At 33.3% G+C, this 17,482-nt stretch carries 17 protein-coding genes and 1 tRNA gene; 8 read left to right on the top strand and 10 right to left on the bottom strand.

Annotation, left to right across the window (positions count from 1 at the left end):
• Positions 1-4: 4 nt before the first annotated feature.
• Complete coding sequence (locus HYY69_01525; GenBank protein ID MBI3032127.1) at positions 5-1,006, top strand: response regulator; 1,002 nt, start codon at positions 5-7, stop codon at positions 1,004-1,006.
• A gap of 27 nt (positions 1,007-1,033) precedes the next feature.
• Complete coding sequence (locus HYY69_01520; GenBank protein MBI3032126.1) at positions 1,034-4,237, top strand: GAF domain-containing protein; 3,204 nt, start codon at positions 1,034-1,036, stop codon at positions 4,235-4,237.
• 47 nt (positions 4,238-4,284) lie between these two features.
• Here HYY69_01520 and HYY69_01515 read toward each other — a convergent pair whose 3' ends face one another.
• The 4 genes from HYY69_01515 to HYY69_01500 form a co-directional block, all read right to left on the bottom strand.
• Positions 4,285-7,383: a hypothetical protein gene (locus tag HYY69_01515; protein MBI3032125.1), complete on the bottom strand. Its 3,099-nt coding sequence runs from the start codon at positions 7,381-7,383 to the stop codon at positions 4,285-4,287.
• Positions 7,384-7,516: 133 nt separating this feature from the next.
• Positions 7,517-8,200 carry a diphthamide synthesis protein gene (locus tag HYY69_01510; protein ID MBI3032124.1) on the bottom strand — a complete coding sequence of 228 codons (684 nt, stop codon included), beginning with the start codon at positions 8,198-8,200 and terminating at the stop codon, positions 7,517-7,519.
• A gap of 71 nt (positions 8,201-8,271) precedes the next feature.
• Entirely contained in the window at positions 8,272-8,742 is a 471-nt protein-coding gene (locus tag HYY69_01505; protein ID MBI3032123.1) for a hypothetical protein, read from the bottom strand.
• Complete coding sequence (locus tag HYY69_01500) at positions 8,743-9,294, bottom strand: nucleotidyltransferase domain-containing protein (protein MBI3032122.1); 552 nt, start codon at positions 9,292-9,294, stop codon at positions 8,743-8,745.
• 117 nt (positions 9,295-9,411) lie between these two features.
• Between HYY69_01500 and HYY69_01495 the strand changes: the two genes are divergently transcribed.
• From HYY69_01495 to HYY69_01485, 3 genes are all read left to right on the top strand, one after another.
• Positions 9,412-10,518, top strand: a complete 1,107-nt coding sequence (locus HYY69_01495) for a hypothetical protein (GenBank protein MBI3032121.1) — start codon at positions 9,412-9,414, stop codon at positions 10,516-10,518.
• Positions 10,519-10,578: 60 nt separating this feature from the next.
• Positions 10,579-10,893, top strand: a complete 315-nt coding sequence (locus tag HYY69_01490; GenBank protein MBI3032120.1) for a hypothetical protein — start codon at positions 10,579-10,581, stop codon at positions 10,891-10,893.
• A 459-nt stretch (positions 10,894-11,352) separates the two neighbouring features.
• Positions 11,353-12,012, top strand: coding sequence for a DedA family protein (locus HYY69_01485; protein ID MBI3032119.1), 660 nt, complete (start codon positions 11,353-11,355; stop codon positions 12,010-12,012).
• Positions 12,013-12,102: 90 nt separating this feature from the next.
• Here the strand turns inward: HYY69_01485 and HYY69_01480 are convergent, their stop codons facing one another.
• The 5 genes from HYY69_01480 to HYY69_01460 form a co-directional block, all read right to left on the bottom strand.
• Positions 12,103-12,756 (bottom strand): protein-L-isoaspartate(D-aspartate) O-methyltransferase, encoded by a 654-nt coding sequence (locus HYY69_01480; GenBank protein MBI3032118.1) that lies wholly within the window; start codon positions 12,754-12,756, stop codon positions 12,103-12,105.
• A 254-nt stretch (positions 12,757-13,010) separates the two neighbouring features.
• Positions 13,011-13,595 carry a LemA family protein gene (locus HYY69_01475; protein ID MBI3032117.1) on the bottom strand — a complete coding sequence of 195 codons (585 nt, stop codon included), beginning with the start codon at positions 13,593-13,595 and terminating at the stop codon, positions 13,011-13,013.
• Between the two features lie 39 nt (positions 13,596-13,634).
• Positions 13,635-13,895 (bottom strand): zf-TFIIB domain-containing protein, encoded by a 261-nt coding sequence (locus HYY69_01470; protein MBI3032116.1) that lies wholly within the window; start codon positions 13,893-13,895, stop codon positions 13,635-13,637.
• 44 nt (positions 13,896-13,939) lie between these two features.
• Positions 13,940-14,758 (bottom strand): TPM domain-containing protein, encoded by an 819-nt coding sequence (locus HYY69_01465; GenBank protein MBI3032115.1) that lies wholly within the window; start codon positions 14,756-14,758, stop codon positions 13,940-13,942.
• A 206-nt stretch (positions 14,759-14,964) separates the two neighbouring features.
• The gene (locus HYY69_01460) at positions 14,965-15,324 is read right to left on the bottom strand and encodes a hypothetical protein (protein ID MBI3032114.1); all 360 of its coding nucleotides are present in this window, start codon (positions 15,322-15,324) and stop codon (positions 14,965-14,967) included.
• A 532-nt stretch (positions 15,325-15,856) separates the two neighbouring features.
• Here HYY69_01460 and HYY69_01455 point away from each other — a divergent pair.
• Together HYY69_01455 and HYY69_01450 are read left to right on the top strand one after the other, a co-directional pair.
• A tRNA-Ile gene (locus HYY69_01455) sits at positions 15,857-15,974 on the top strand.
• Between the two features lie 272 nt (positions 15,975-16,246).
• Entirely contained in the window at positions 16,247-16,606 is a 360-nt protein-coding gene (locus HYY69_01450; GenBank protein MBI3032113.1) for a hypothetical protein, read from the top strand.
• An 8-nt stretch (positions 16,607-16,614) separates the two neighbouring features.
• Here HYY69_01450 and HYY69_01445 read toward each other — a convergent pair whose 3' ends face one another.
• Positions 16,615-16,866, bottom strand: coding sequence for a hypothetical protein (locus HYY69_01445; protein ID MBI3032112.1), 252 nt, complete (start codon positions 16,864-16,866; stop codon positions 16,615-16,617).
• A 157-nt stretch (positions 16,867-17,023) separates the two neighbouring features.
• Here HYY69_01445 and HYY69_01440 point away from each other — a divergent pair, with 157 nt between their 5' ends.
• Positions 17,024-17,467 carry a hypothetical protein gene (locus HYY69_01440; protein MBI3032111.1) on the top strand — a complete coding sequence of 148 codons (444 nt, stop codon included), beginning with the start codon at positions 17,024-17,026 and terminating at the stop codon, positions 17,465-17,467.
• Positions 17,468-17,482 lie beyond the last annotated feature (15 nt).

The following is a 17,482-nucleotide window of genomic DNA, read 5'->3' as shown; positions in this document are numbered from 1 at the left end:
TGAAATGGAGAATTTAAACAGTGATATTAAACAAAAAATAATTAGTCATCTTCAGCAAAAAGAGTATGGAGCATCAAGTTCTGAAATTGCGAAATACATTGGGCATAATAGGGTAACTATCAGTAAATACCTTGAAATTATGAAAGCGCATGGATTACTCGAATATGAAGATGTAGCACCTTCTAAATTGTGGCGTGTAAAACAGGATTCAAAAAAACCAAAAGTTTTGATTGTTGATGACGAACCGCATGTGATTAATCTTGTTAAACTCAGCTTGATGTCGTCAAATTTTTCCCTGCATGAGGCAAGTTCAGGAATAGAAGCGCTTGAGAAAATTAAACAGATATCACCTGAGTTAGTAGTATTGGATTTAATGATGCCAGGCATGACCGGCTATGAAGTATGCAAACAAATTAAAGAAAACGCCCTGACGCAGCACATACAAGTTATTATGCTGACGGCAAAAGGAGAACTAGATGATAAAATAAAAGGAATTTTATATAATGCAGACGATTATATTACCAAGCCATTTGATCCTATGGAATTAGAAGCAAGAATTCAATTGATGTTAAAGTACAAAGAACATGTTTCAGAAAAGCATCCCATCACCCAATTACCGGTAAAAGGTGCTATTATGGAGCATCTTCGTGAAAGAATGTTGCATGAAGAAGATTTCGTGTTATACAGCATTGTGCTTAACAATTTTAAGGAGTATGTCGAAGCATTTGGTTATAAACGAGGGAACGAAGTGCTGCTTTTGCTTTCCCGGCTGCTTGCGAATGCGGTTTCAGATCAAGATTTTATTGGGCAAACAATGAAAAATAGTTTTGTGATGGTGTCTAAAAAACAAAATCTTGATCTTGAAATAATGGATACCTTTAGTAAAATACTGCCGTATTTTTATGAGAGTATGGTGATTAAAGAAACAATGTCCTTAAACATTGTTAAAGTAACAAGAACTGAAATAGAAACAAAAAAATTTGATCATTTTGTGCCTATTGTATAAAAAGCAATTATTATCATGAAAATGCCCGTGCAAAAGTCAAAGGTTATTACCGAAGAGATCATATCTCAGCATTTTACCATAGTCCCAGGACTTATAAAGCGCATCAATCACGCAAAACAACTCGATGAAGTATTGCATTTTATTGAGGAGCATCTCAAACAATTCGTTTTTTTTGATATATGCAGTTTGGCACTGATTGATGAAGCTCAGCAAACATTTAGCATTTACCCCATCAAAGAATCACCCTCGGATGTTATTTCTCATGAATGCAAATATCATGAAGTTTCTTTTAACAAAACATTTCTTTCAGAAGTGTGTTTAACTCCTCAAGAAAAAATAATAGTCTTTGATCAATTGCCTTCTAAAAAATATGACCAGATGCTTTTTAACCAAGGGATCAGGTGCATTCTGGTTGTTCCTTTAGAAGTGGAAGAAAAAATCTTGGGAGCACTTTTTGTGGGCAGCGCCATGGAAAACTATTATTGCAATGAACATATTTCTGTCATAAAAAGTATAAATGAGATTATTGCATTGTCTTTGGATAAATTCTTTTTTATTCAAAAATTAAGGCAATCAAAAGAGGAATATCAGGCATTATTTGAATATATTAGTGATTCAGTGATTATTATTGATAATACCAACTCTCCTGTTTTAATCAATCGAAATTTTAATCTTTTAACAGGATATACTCAAGAGTATCTAAAAACATGCAGTTCTTTCTTGGATATATTTACTCCTGAATCAAGAAATACGGTTAAATCTTATTGCGAGGCTTTTCGTATAAGCTCAACTAATGACATCATTCCTAATAAATGCGTTGTAGAACTTATTACTAAACAAAATACCAGGATCAATGTTGAACTTAGTTTTGGCATTATTCCTGAAACGGGAAAATTAATTATTTCTCTGAGAGATATTACCAAGCGAATTAAAATTGCCAAAGATTTGGAAAAAAGAAATACCTATTTAAAAACATTATACGAACTGAGCAGCCAGCTTCAGAGTAATATCGATCTTCCTGAACGTCTTACTATTGGCATTAAGACCTTTAAAAAATTAGGTTTTGATCGTGTAAGAATTTATCTTCGTGACAAGCAAGAAAATGTGCTTAATGGCGCAATGTCTTCTTACATCAGTACTTCTGAATTTTCTAAAGTTAAAATTCCGATCATACCTTCTTTTGAAAAAGCATATCACTGCGCAACAAAAAAAACGCCTATTATTGTTAATGAAGAAACAGCGACAGAACTTAATAAATATCTTGGTAAAACACAGATCAAACAATCAGCAAGCCTTCCGCTAATAAGCAAGGGAACTATGATCGGAATGATTAGTCTCGACAACAAATACAGCAAAGAACTTATCACTAAGTCGCAAATAACTGCCCTCATGACGTTCGCGCATCAACTGGGTGTAAGTATCGAAAATGCAAATCTGTACCAACAAAACATTCAACGATTAAATAGGCTTTCAGCAATGTATGCAGTTACTAAAAAAGCAGTGGAAACTATGGACATTGATGCAGTATTGCAAGAAATCACCAAGGAAATTGTTTCGTTATTTCATATAGACTATTGCTCAATTCTGCTTTATGATGATTATAGCAGACGATTGCTTGCTCGTTCAACGTACAATCTTGATAAGGAATATTGCGAGACCGTAGGGTATAAAGTTGGTGATGGCGTATCCGGCAAAGCTTATCAGGAAAAACAAATAGTTTATGTACGCAATGTTCAAGAAGAGCCATTATACACCATTAAAGAATATGCGCAAAGATTAAATCTGTTTAGTATGCTGAGCGTTCCCCTTATTATCGGCGAATCTGCAATTGGCGTTGTTAATGTTTACACAAAAAAAGAGCGCCGATACACCCCCAATGAATTGCAGTTCCTCAGCATGCTTTCCCAACAAGCAGCAATCATGATCAAAAATTCAGATCTTTATTCTCATATTAAAACAGATAAAGAAAATTTCTCAGCGCTTCTTGAGATAAGCCAGCTCATTAGTTCAACACTGGAACTTGATAGCCTCTTGTCAATTATACTTGATAAAACAATTGAATTAACTAAAGCTGATAGCGCTTCATTGCTCTTGCTTGATAACGATTATCTTAAAGTGAAGCTTTGCAAGGGATTTGACCAATATTACAAAGATACGTTTACTTTGAAAAAAACAGAAGGCATAGCTGGTATTGTTGTTAAAACTGGTGAACCTATTATTGTAAGAAATGTTTCGCAGCATCCAAATTACATTAGTATCCATACAGCTACTGTTTCAGAAGCAACAATTCCTCTGATTCAAGACAATAAAGTTATTGGGATTTTAGATCTTGAAAGCCAGCATTATGATAATTTTTCAAAATATAAAAATGCGCTTCAGATTTTAACTAATCAAATCAGTGTTGCTTTGGAAAAATCGAAGTTATATGGTGAAATAAGCACTTTTAATAAAAAATTGCGCAACGAAATTTATCAAGCTACCGGAGAACTAAGAAAAAAGAATGAAGAACTTACTAAAATGGACAAGTTGAAATCAGATTTTGTAAGCAATGTCAGTCATGAACTAAGGACTCCTTTAACCAGCATTAAAGGTTACAGTCTCTTAATGAAAACAGAAAAATTGGGTTCAATTACAAAAGAGCAGCAAGAGTCACTGGGTATTGTTTGCGAAGAAGCAGACCGCCTTACACGATTGATTAACGATATTCTTGATTTATCACGGCTTGAAAACAGAAAAATGGAATTACGGAAAACTCCTCTTCATTTAGCCGCTATTGCAGAAGATGTTATTACTACTATGCGTATGCTTGGGGAAGAAAAGAATATAACTATTACGCTGAATAGTCATGAAAAGTTGCCTTTGATTATGGGAAGCAAAGATCTTATTAAACAAGTATTTGTTAATCTGTTAGGCAATGCAATTAAATTTACACCGGAAGGTGGAAATATAATTATAACTCTGCTCAAAAATAACAATCTTCTTGAGATCTCAATTAAAGATACTGGTCAAGGAATTCCTCCAGAATATCATGATAAATTATTTGATAAATTTTTTCAAGTAGATTCTTCTATGACAAGGCAGCATGGCGGCACTGGTTTAGGTTTGCCTATTTCTAAACATATTGTCGAACAACATGGCGGCACTATTTGGGTGATTTCTGAGGTTGGCAAAGGAAGTGAATTCAAATTCACCTTGCCTATAATGACTGTTGATGATGAAGGATATGCATAGATAATCATGGATTAGCATGATAAATTTACAAATTATTATTCTTATGGTTAATTAGTACGTTCAAACGTTACTTCTCCATCATGTTTAAAATGCAAATATTCAGTTCTACCATGAATTAATGCGACCGTGTCGGTAAGATTATTTGGATTAAATCTTTTTCTGAATACAAGTTCTACGTAGGTTCTATCGGTAATAGCATCATGCCTTGCAATTATTCGTGGATCTTCAAGTTCAATCAAGGTAGGCACTTCTATATCTCCATTAGCTCTTCTTATCCAATAACTATTATCTGAAATATATCTATTAACAACAGCAATTACTTCTTGTTCCGCAGATGTATAATCGTTAATTTCTATTCCTTTGAATCTAATCGGCAGTGTAGCATGATGAAATTGTTCATGTGTTGCAGAATCATAACCAACTAATGGTACATATTGTGGAAGGCTATTTTTACCCAATAACACACTTACATTTCTGAATAGATTAAGAACACCTGGATATTCATCATGATGTATTTGTGGAAAAGGATATACTATTCCTGATCTGTCTGCAGTAGTTCTATTTGCTTGATTTGTTTCGGGTAGAATGCCAAGTCGTTCCATTTTAGAATAGATCGCATTAACACTAACACCCAATTGTTCTTGATATCTTGTTTTATTTCCTCTGATCTCTGTAATAAGCGCATCAGTATCTTCTCTAAAAGATTCAGCTAAAGCATACAATGCTCTTTCTTCATCAGGCTGCCATTCTTTTTGGATCATTCTATATGAAGCTTTACGTGTTCTGCGATCTGATTTTCTTGAGGGAATCTGATCAATAACTTTAATTTTAGTAAGAAATCTTCTTGCATTAAATGAAAGAGTAGTTAAATCATCGAGAGAAGCGCCTTCTTCTGCTAAAAATTCTTGCGCAGATCTTGTTCCTAATATAGCTAATTGATTGTCATCAATTATTTCATGATCTAAATCATCATTAAAATAACTTGACTTGTTTTGATCTTTTCTATTTTTTGCAGATTCAATTATTTTACAAGCTGCTGCTTCAAGCAGTGAAGGTTCTTCTTCTTGCAATTTATAATTGTAAGCGCCATATTTTACTAAGATATCTCTTAATTCATTTACTGAAACTACGCAACCCATTATTGAAGTTATTGCTCTTTTGAGATTAGGATGCTGAATATGATCTAATGTTTTCCAACCATTTTTATCACGGTACTCTTTAAATGCTTTGCTTTGCGCAAATAGAGCTCGATTTTCATCTACTATTTCGGCATCACGTTCATCTGAAAAATAAACTGAGAGTTGTTTTGATTTTTCCAAATCTTCAACTATTTGTTTACATATATTTTCTTGTGTTTCAGAAGCATATTCTTTAAGTCTATAACTGAAAACACCATATCTTACCAAAGCTTCTTTTTCTTTTTCTGAAGATCCAATAGTTGTTCCTAGCAACGCGCAAAGTCCTTTTCCAAATGTTCTCGATTCAATATCATCCAGAGAAAAAACGTTATGCTGTTTAAGGAATTCTTTAAATGCCGCTGATCCTAAGATAATTTTTTTATTGAGTTCTAAAATATCAGGAGACAATGTTGCTACAGCATAAGCACTAGTAGTATTTCCTACTTCAAGATTATCAATGATTTGTTTAGTAATAAACTCCTGATCTTCAGGTGTGTAATCAGCAAGACTTTCGCTAAATGTTCCTGCTTCGATCAACTTACTTTTTACTTTTTGAGGTTTAGTTTCTCCAATGAAATAAGTAATACTTCCATAAGTATGTGCATGGCGTCTTATATTATCTAAACTCATAATTCTATGTTCTTTAAGGTGATCTTTAAATGCTTGCGAAGCTATAATTGCATTTCTGTTATCCTCTTTTACTTTTTCTTCAAGGTCTTCATCAAGATATGCTGAACTTTCAGTACGCGCTAATCTTTGAGTAAGAATTTTCCGAACAATTATTTCTCTTTCTTCAGCATCATATCCACTCAAGTTAATATTAAAATAACCTACTTCAGCTAATTTATTCCTGAGTTGTTTATACGACTTGCAATTGAGCTGGTTAGACACTGAACCAGCAGGTACATTCGCCGTAATATCATCAAGGCAAATTACGCCCTGCACTTCAAGGAATGCCCTGAATTCTTTTCTCTTCATTAAGAATGCTCTATTTTTCTCTCTCTGAGCTTCGCTCAAAACTTCATGAGCAAGATAATACGAATGTACTGCTGTATTAAAACTGGAAATAATTCCGGCAACAATTCTATCTTGATTTTCAGGGGAATAATCTTCAATGTTACTTGGAAGACAACCATAGTCGATTAATGCAGCCATAAAAGCAGGGACTGATCTTTTTTTCGCTCCTATGACCAACGAAAATCCATCTTCAAAAGTATCTGTTTCAATGTCATCCAGAGACTTGATATTCTTTTGTTCAATATATTTTTTAAATACACTGGTTTCTAAGAATATACACCTGTTTTTTGCCAAAACCGATTCGGGTCTTTCTTCTGAAAAATATTCTGATACTTTCCTTGTTGAAAAAGATCTAATCACTATTTCTCCAACATGTTCTTTATCTTCGTCAGCATAATCACTTAAATCATAGGTAAAATATCCTAACTCAACCATTCTTTCTCTAAAACGCGTTACCTGTATTCCTTTCGAGTCAATACCTAATACTTTGTTTAATCCATAACTAATTGTTGTTTTTTCTATATCATCTAAGCATCTTATGCCGCTTGCATCTAACATTTTTTTAAATGTAGGATTTTTAACCAACTTTCTTCTGTTTTCTTCTAATTTTGTTTCACCTAATTCTGGATCAAAATAAGCTGATTCGAATTTTGGATGAGAACGCTTAGCTATTACTCCTGCTAAAATGCGCTCTTGTTCTGCAGGATCATATTGTGCTAAATCATTGCTGAGCACTTCGGCATCGATTAATACTGATCTCAATTCATGCACTGTTCTTAAACCAAGAACTCTTTTAACATCATTAGTTAAATAATCAAAAGTTATATCATCAAGATTGCTTATCGCTAACTGACCGCTTCCAGTCCAAACACTATTCAAACCAGAAAGCACACTATCTTTATCATGCCTTTTTATTCCATCTACTATTTGTTCTAATATTGCTCGAGTCATTTTTCAGTCATAGTAATTGTGAATTATTTTCGTACAGTTATAGGCACATTTGTTATATTATGTTTGCCACTATCTAATTATCATCACTTTTTCTCTTAACACCTCAAGAATATTTTATGTGACTTTTGCTGAATTATCTCGCTCTTTCCAACTTAAATATCTCATCAATGTCTACGACAGGTTTTGGAAACTTCATATGATCAGTATAGGATATCCTTGGGCAAGCTGTATTTACCCATACTTCGACAAAAGGGAAATTTTCTAATTGGTCAAAATCAATGGTATTGCCGACAAAAATAAATATTTTTTTATTTGGAAATTGCTGTTTTAATTCACGCGCTTTTCGCAGGTGAAATTGCCCTGGTTTTGTTGAAACAATTACACCAATCTTTTGTTTGGTATAAAATAATGCCAAGCCTGCTTTTTGCCGCTGGATTCCTTTTTCAATTGTTGTTTTGTCAAGTGTTTTAAATTCTTTGGTAAATGGATCAAAACAGAATACTTCTTTATTGGGATTTTTAATAACTAATGCTTCAGGATGAAATTTGCCATCGCCAACATAGAGAAACGCGCTGCAATCAAAATTCATAATAGTGCACCCAAGAATCTGGCCTTCATATTTACTGTGAGGTCCAAGATATGTTCTTACTTCGATGCCTGTATCAGATAGCTGTTTTTTTAAATTATCGAGATTGTCAAAGAATTGAACTGTAGTGAACAATCCAATACTAGTTGTTTTCTGCTTTATTTGTTGTAAAACAGCCTTTGGCAGCTCTGCCTTAACATCGGATTTTGCTTCGATAAAGAGGGTTTTCATATATTCAAGAACTATTGTTTTATTTATAAAACTTCTTTATTCATCTTATGTGAGTGGTAAATATTGCTACATTACTCTGAATTTAACTTTTTCTCAATCTCTTTTTTCAAAGCATTCATATGCAGTTCAAAATTTAGCTTGAAAACTTTCCAATCATCGTATCTTAGTAATTGTCCTCTATAATTAATAGCATTTCTTTTTAATCTAATTGTTTCTAAAAATTCCCAATTAAGTTCCAATTCAGGATGCTTAAAGCAAAGAAATGCATTTTTACATTGGTGGCTATCTGCTTCAATGCCATCAAACAATAAATACGCTTCAATTAATCCTCGCAATGATTCATAATAATCACGAAATACAAATGTCCAATTTGTGCTTTCTTTTGGAATATCTTTTGATGCTACAGTAATAAATAAAATGCCTTGTTCAGCAACAATTTTCAATGATTTTATTAATTCTATATCGACAATCTTTTCTTTGATATTCCCAGTGCTTGTGCAAAGTTTGTATGTTTTCTCAAGATCATCAATAATCATCTTCATCTAAGCCACCTCAGCAATGTCCTGAATCTGACCTTTTACCACGTAACCATTAATCACATTTTTTATTAATCCTGTTTTAATTTCTTCCAGTTCATTTTTATTTTCAAAAATGTGCAATTCAATATGTTTATTTAATCTGAGTTCATAAATATTTTTGTCAAACTCACCAGTATTACCATAAATAAAAATATCAATATCTGAATTTTTATACCAATCTCCTTTAATTGAACTCCCAAAAACAATAATTGTTTTAGCATTCTTCAAAGAAAATAGTTTAGGCAATAATCCGCTTTTATGAAACTGTTCTAATAAATAAATTTTTTTAAAAGAATAATAAACAGCATTATTGCTTCCTACCGTGAAATAAGGGAATTTTCCTTTTTGTTTAATCCTTTTGAGCAAACCTTCTTTGATATATTTTTTGAGCCATTTATTTGCAACTATTCTGGTCACTTTTGACAGTTTAACTACCTCTTCAAAATGCCATTCTTTCAAGGGGCTATTTTCTAAAATCAACTGTAACACATTTAGTTCTTTACTCGGGGTTGCCATAATTAGTATTACTGAGATCTACTATTTAAATGTTTTGTTCTTTTTTCATCTCTTTTTTTATCATTAGTCCCTATTTAGTAAATAACTTTAAAAATAGAGTAGTATTTGTTTTAAACAATGGGAACAGTTTTAAGTCTTAATGAAAAAATAGCAGCAAGTAGACGAGCTTCTGCAATAGATAATGCTTGGCAAGTAGCTAAAGATCTTGAACGTGATTTAGCAAGTGTTAATCATCTAACATGGATTCAACCTGTACATGATCCTAAAGCAGGAATTAGAAGAACGGTTGATTTATCTGAATATCCTCTTCCAGGTGAAGGACCAACTCCTTTATTGCCACTACCTATGAATATTGCCGTTGTAGCGCCAGGAAATAGATTAACATCTGGTGAAGTTGCTGATGTTAATTGGACAATGCCATTGTTATACCGAGTAACTCCTGCATCAATTTCTCTTGATGCTCGCGTTTCAGGAAATTTTGGTTTTACACCGAGTTCTTATCGTCCAACTATTGATGTAGTTTCATTCCTTCCTTTTCCAGCAGCAGATGCTTCTCCTGAAGAACAATTTAAACCTGAATTTTTTATTCATCTATCTGTTGATAGAAAACATGTTTCAGAAGGTACTTATTTTGGCGCAGTTGTAAGATACAAAGGCGGTGTTGTAAAACAATTTGTTGACAATTCAGGAAATTTATTGATTTTTGCAGATCCTAAACATCAAACTCTTTTTAATGCAGAACTTTTAGCAACAATGTCTGCAAAACAATTAGCTGATACGCCTGCTAATGCTGGAGAATTAGAAGTATATGTAGTAAGATATCAGAAAGCTGCAACAATACCTCAAATTAAATCATTCGATATTACATCAATATATGATTCGAGCAGAGGTCTAGTTAGGGGATCAGGTTCAAGCTATGATGGTGGATCATTATTATCTTCATTAAAATCATTACCGTCTTTACATGCTGTTCCAGATCTACCAAAACCTTATTCACCTGTACAACCATCGCCTGCTTCTAAACCTGCTGTTGAAGTAGGTCAAGTTAGTGTAAGCAAAGGATCAGGGCTTGAAAAAGAAGTTGCTTATGATACTGTTAGTCTTGTTCCAGATAGAGATTTTGCAGTACAGAGTTTAAAATTTACTTTATTAGGTGTACGTAAGGGAACTAACGTTCAAGCTTACGATGCTTTACGAGCAGTTGACCAACGTTATGGTCGTTAATTGTTAAATAATTATAATTTTCCGTCACCTTTATATATCTCCTTATCATAAATTAAGAATATGTTTAAACCTCAGCAACAATCTCGTCTTAATCGGTTGCAGCAACCATTATTTAGTTCTCAGCAAACTGTTCAAAAAAAATCTAGTTTTCTTGCGTATGTTATTTTCTTTGCTGTTATTGCAGCAGTATTGTATGGCGGTTATTATTTTAAAAATAAAAACAATGTTAACCTAGCAGGTAAAGCATACCTTGCAGAAGATGGCAGTGAAATCATTACTATGTATAATATCTGCAAAGAAGTTGGTTGTTTTGACCCCAACATAAGGGAAAAGCATCCTATCTGCCAAACAAGAACTTGCCTGCAATATGACTAAATAGGCTCTGTCCCGAATCTCGGCTAACGCCTCGGTTTTGGTGCCGTGATTATCCCACTTGTTGATAAGAAGGAAAAAATTCCCATTGTAATTTCCTTTTTTCTCACTCATTAATTTGAAGGATAATCACCAGCATGGCACCAAAAACTATATTCGGGACAGAGCCATCAAATGTACGTAATAAGTCCTCCTTTGGTTTTAGCGCCAGTTCAGCTTTTCAAGTTAGTTCGATTGGATTTTTCTCTCTATAAATATAATCCCGACTCCCTCAATAATATAAATCAAGGAGTCATAATTTGGCTTGCGTCTGGGATTATAAGACTTGCCTATCGGCAAGGAACCCCGAAAAATCCCTAATAAAGATATCGAGGAGCTTCACAAAAGTAGGCGCTAAAACCCCAGACTTATTACGTACATCAAATAAGAATTATTATAAATAAGATCATACTTGCATAAGGTATGGTTTTATCATGGATTAATCAAATAATTGCTTTTGCTGCAGTAAAAATTACAGAATTTATTTCTGCCTTAGGTTATTTTGGTGTCTTTATTTTAATGGTTTTTGAAAGTATGGTTATTCCGATTCCTTCAGAATTAGTACTGCCATTTGCAGGATTTCTAGCATCAAATGGGACTTTCAATTTAGTAATAGTCATCTTAGTAAGCGCAATTGCAAGTTTAACCGGCTCGCTAATATCTTATTACATGGGATTGCGTGGTGGAAATAAATTAATTGCAAAATATGGCAGATATTTTTTTGTTGATTTAGCGGATTTAGCAAAAACTGAAAAATGGTTTGCAGAAAAAGGAGAAAAAACTGTCTTAATCAGCAGGTTTCTGCCTGTTGTCCGGCATTTAATTTCTATTCCTGCCGGAATCGCAAAAATGGATCTTAAAAAATTTTGCATTTATACCTTACTTGGCGCCAGCTTATGGGATAGTTTCTTGATCTTACTAGGTTATTACCTTGGCCAGAAATGGGAAGAGGTTAAGCATTATTCTGAATATTTCAGTTTGCCTTCTATTATTATCTTAGTATGTTTAGGAAGCTATTATCTCTATCACCATATTAAAAACAAACGGCAAAATCAACAATTAGAACAGCAATTTCAGAAATAAGTATTTTCTTGTTATTTGGCTCTTTAGAAAATCTTGCCAAAACCGAGGCTATGCCAAGATTTTCTAAAGAGCCTTGTTATTTATTTGCTATTAAACTTCAAACCCATATCTTCCATATAACGGAGAAAACAAAAATTGTCCTAAAAATTCTAATGCAAGCTTTCCATTGTTTTGCTTAATTCCTTTCACCATCTCCTGTTCATCCCTATCTCCTACTGGACCGACAATAATGCCGCTTACATTTAATTGTTCAATCAATTCTTTTGGAAATTCTAATGAAGCAGCAGTTATGATGATTTTATCAAAGGGAGCTTCACTTGGAAAACCCTTAGAACCGTCTTCTTCAAAAATAGTTACATTAGTAATTCCAGCTTTTTTCAAATTTTCACGGGCAAAATCTACTAATTCAGGAATCACTTCACAACTAATAACTTTTCCCTTAGTTCCCACCAATTCTGCAAGAAGCGCTGTTTGATAACCTGAGCCAGTTCCAACCTCAAATACCTTTTCTCCTAATTGTAATTCAAGAGCATGGGTCATAAGCATAACTGTTGTTGGCTGAGAGATTGTTTTGCCTCGTAAAATAGGTAATGCAGTATCTTGATAAGCAAATGCTTGAAATTCTTTCGGCATAAACTCTTCTCGTTGTATAGCTTTAAATGCTTCGAGCTCTGCTTCAGTAAAGCTATAACGCTCTCTCCAATAAGCAATAAGAAGCTCTTTTTTTTCTTCTAAGCCGTGCATAGTAATAATATGAGATTATTACTTATATATTTTTCTTAGATTAAGGCTCTGTAGAAAATGTAGTTTTTGGCACCATTCCTGTGATTATCCTACCAATCAATAGGTGAGAAAAAAGGAAATTCCAATAGGAATTTTTTCCTTGTTATACATACATGAGATAATCACGGTGCCAAAACCTGAGCGTTAGCGAAGATTTTCTACAGAGCCTTAGATTAACATAAAAAATAAGAAATATAAAATATTCACATTTAACATTATGTAAAGCTAACATCAGGTGCTTTTTCAGCTCCTTCTTCTGCTGCAAATGATTCGCGTGTTTCAAAATCAAACCATTTTGCAATCATATTCGAAGGGAATCTTCTAACTTTGACATTATATTCTTTAACAGCTTTGTTAAATTCATCCCTATCTACCTTTATTCTGTTTTCTGTTCCTTCTAATTGCACCATTAGATCACGATATGCCTGGCTTGCCTTAAGATCAGGATAAGCTTCTACAGCGACTAATAATCGTGCAATTGCAGAATCTAAATTAACACCTGCCTGCTGCAATGTCTTTGGATTTTCAGCTTTACCAATGCTTGCCCGTGCTTCAGTAATATCTGTTAACAATTTCTGCTCGAAATTAGCAGCTCCTTTTACTGTTTCAACAAGATTAGGGACAAGATCAGCTCTCCGCTGATAAGCTGTTTCAACATTTGCCCATTTCTCATCAACTGTTTCTTGCTTGCCAACTAATCCATTGTATGAACCCATAACTATCAACAATAATAATACAACAACGCCACCAACTATTGCCCATGGCAACCATGTTCTTTTAGTTGCTGGTTCTAAAGGCATCTCAGTTTTTCCTTTCTCAGCCATAATTATCACCATTTACTAGAGTTTATGTATCTTATCTTTTCTATTTTTTGGTTGAAGCCTATTTTTTTGTTTCTTTGCTAATGAAACCAACTTATTGATCTCATTATCATCTAGCCACATACCATTGCAGTGCTTGCATAGGTCAATAATTACCTCTCCTTTTTTAATTTTCTCCATTTCTACACTGCAGCGCGGACATAACAACAATTGTTCGCCATACTGCTCATGCAGTTGTTTTTTACCTGTTATCATTTGTTTTATTTTTTCAAAACACATTATTATCACCTAATATCACACATTTTTTGGATTGTGCCTATACATTACCAGCTTCCTCCAGCTCCTCCTCCTCCAAAACTTCCACCACCAAATCCTCCAAATCCTCCTCCACCTAATCCTCCCCTCCCTCCTCTGGTTAAAACTGCTGCCAGTAATGCAGCTTCGAAGAGGTTATTTTGAGAGCGTCCTTTTTTTTGAACAATACTTGGTGATTTTGCTTGCGTATAGCTCGCTACAAAGCGAGTTATAAGTAAAATAAAGAAGATAATCACTATTGCCAGTAAAATCCCTGGATGAATATTGCTGTTATTCTGACGAGCAGTGCTTTCTAATGCAATCTGCTGATCTTCAGGCATAAGTTTGTTGTTAATTGCAACAACGCTGTCATAAATCCCCTGATAATAATTTCCTTGTTTAAATTGAGGAACTAAATAATCATCTCCAATTATTTTCATCTGTAAATCAGGTAAATAAGGTTCCAAACCTCTTCCAACTTCAAAACGATATTTTTTGTCTTTAACAACAATCAATAACAACAATCCATTATTTTTTTCTTTATAGCCAAGAACATTGTTTGCAAGTTTAAATGCATAATCTTTGATATCATTGCTATCAAGAGTATTTATAGTAACTATCGCAATTTCAGCTTTGTCCTGTGTTTGAAGTTTTTCAAGAATAACGGTGATATTTTGTTCCTGTTCAGGTGTTAGGATGTTACCATAATCATTAACATATTGTTTAATAAGTGTTTGAGATGGTGATTCAGCAATAACTAGGACTGATTCAATAGATCCTACTATTAAAACACAGAGAATTATTAACCAAAAATAGAGCTTTTCTTTTGAAGTCTTTTTTCCATTCATAACCTCTTGCATGATCTTTTTCTATATAAAACTATGGTTTAATGGTATGTGATAAGTCAGGGGTTTTAGTGCCTATTTTGTGAAGCTCTTCTTAAATTTATATTGGGGATTTTTCGGAGTGCCAGAGAGAAAAATCCAATGTTTAGTCACCTGTGAAGCTGAACTGGCACTAAAACCTAAAGAAGACTTATTACATACCTTTAATTTTAATCAATATCCAATGCTTCACATATTTTATCAAGTTTTTCATTGATTTCATCAAGCTGTTTAGCTATTGTATCAGGCTTGCTAGATCCAGAATCTTCATTTTTTCTAAAACAATCACTGCAATAAACAGGTTTATTGCCTGTTGGTTTGAAGGGAACATCACACCTGCTGCCGCATTTATCACAGGTTACACTAAACATCTGTTTTTCAAAGGTTGATCCTCTGGACTCTCTTCTTTCAAATCGATCAGAACGTTCAAATCTATCAGAATCTCTTCCCCTGAATCTACCTGAATCTCTATCAGTAAATCTGCCAGATGATCGTCTCCCTGATTTGTTATCACGATTAAAATGTTTCATAATCTGAACCTTAACTTGAAAGTGTTGATGTTCATTTATAAACTTATGCCTGCAAGAGGCTTCGGTGAAAATGTAGTTTTTGGTGCCATGCTGGTGATTATCTTTCAAATTAATGAGCGAGAAAAAAGGAAATTCCAATAGGAATTTTTTCATTCTTATAAATAAGTGGGATAATCACGGCACCAAAACCGAGGCTATGCCGAGATTTTCACCGAAGCCGCTGCAAGAAAAAGAATTTTTAAATGGATTATCAAGGATTAATTGAAAAATTATAATTATATTTTTTCCGGAGTTTCCGTAATCTTTTCAAATTACTTAAATACCATCTGAAAATCTTTCTGAGTAATTAGTAACTCTTTCAGGTTTTTTCGGAAGTTATACTGTTTCTCTTGACGAGAGTTTATTAAGCAGTAATTCAATAAACACATTATTGAAAAAAAGAAAAAATGGAGTGATAGCACCCCTAGTGAGAATCACCAGTCTAAATAGTATATGACATATATTGCTTATAAATTTTTCCATGTTGGGCAATGGCGTGATGGCACAACTCGGCAACTGCGCTAAGCTGATGCCTTAGTGGGAATCACCAGTTCCCATGCGGGTTCAAAAATCTTTGTACCCCTTGAGATATGGAACTCCCGCTCACGCCGCCCTAAACATGGAAGAATAATATTGAATTTAATAAACTGTTGAGGCTATTATATGAGTAAACGAATTTATCTTGATACTAATGTTTATTTAGATTACTTATTCGAAGGCTCTGGTGAAAATGTAGTTTTTGGCATCTTTTTGTGAGGCTCTTCCCATATATTTATCGGGGATTTTTCGGAGTGCCAGAGAGAAAAATCCAATAACATAAATATATCAAAAGCCGAACTGATGCCAAAACTGAGGCTATGCCGAGATTTTCACCAGAGCCTTATTGGAACGTAAGAATAAACAAGGTGATGACCTTGAAGATAAAGCATTTAGGATATTTCAACGAACAGTTAGTTGTAAATTTCAGATAATAACGTCTACTTGGCTGATTCAGGAATTACGTAAATATGCTGACGATTACAAAACAGCTATGTTATTTACATTTTTGAAAAGAAAAACAATTTTAATACCAATTAACGATAATGATATTGCCTATGCGAAGTCATTATCTGAACATTATCAAGATCCGTTACATGCTGTTTTGGCTGAGAAAGGAAATGCAGAATTCATAATAACACGTGATTTAAAAGGTTTTCATAATTGTAGGCACCTTGTCAAGACTTGTTTACCAGAGCAGATTTAATATAGATGTTAATCAATGATAATTTTTTGATGTAATTGTTTATAATCATCATCATTTTTAATTTCTATACAATCTTCTAAACCATATAATTTAATAAGATCATATTGTGATATATGTTTTAATTCTTCTTCTGCTCTCTTCCGTTCCTCAGGCGTTAATAACTTGCAAGTACCTTTTAATTTTCTTAATTGCTCGATTTTCCAAGCAATTATTTCAGGTGTATCAGGCTCATCATTGTTTTGAAGAGTTATTGTTTTCATGATTGTAATTAGAGCATTATTGTTTATAAAATTATTGTTTTGTATTCGGAAAGTTTGCGGAAAAATAAGAAGTACTTAATACTACACAAAAGTATCACATTAAAATAATTTGTGTTAATAAGAAATTATTTAAGTATCATATCGCTTCTTCTTTTTGATGAATATATCAACCATTAATCAATTAGGTTTAGAATCCCTATCATTTATTACAATGGGAATAGTAATATTTGGAATAGGAATAACATTGCATGGAGATAAATTACCATTCAACTTTCCCATGCGAGAAGTTTTTAAACAAATGCCAGGTTTAGTTGGTTGGCTGTTTATGTTTTCTGGAGTTTTCGTTATTGTACTTGGAATTTTACGTGGAGTAGAATTATTTGTAGAACACTACTCGTTTAGATATATCAATGTTATATTAATATATTCCATGATAATACTTTTAGTTATAGAAATAACTATTGTTGTTGGCTGGGCAGCCTTAAGATTACTTAAAATTAATTGGGTTAATATTCCAGTTCATGTAATAATTATTGTAATATTGGTGATTATAATATCAATTATGACTCTATTTTTTAAAAATCCTGAATTTTTTTCTTAAACCCTTTAATCACTC

The organism is Candidatus Woesearchaeota archaeon, assembly GCA_016192995.1.
Classification (GTDB): domain Archaea; phylum Nanobdellota; class Nanobdellia; order Woesearchaeales; family DSVV01; genus JACPTB01.
This window is presented reverse-complemented; position numbering and strand designations above follow the sequence as displayed.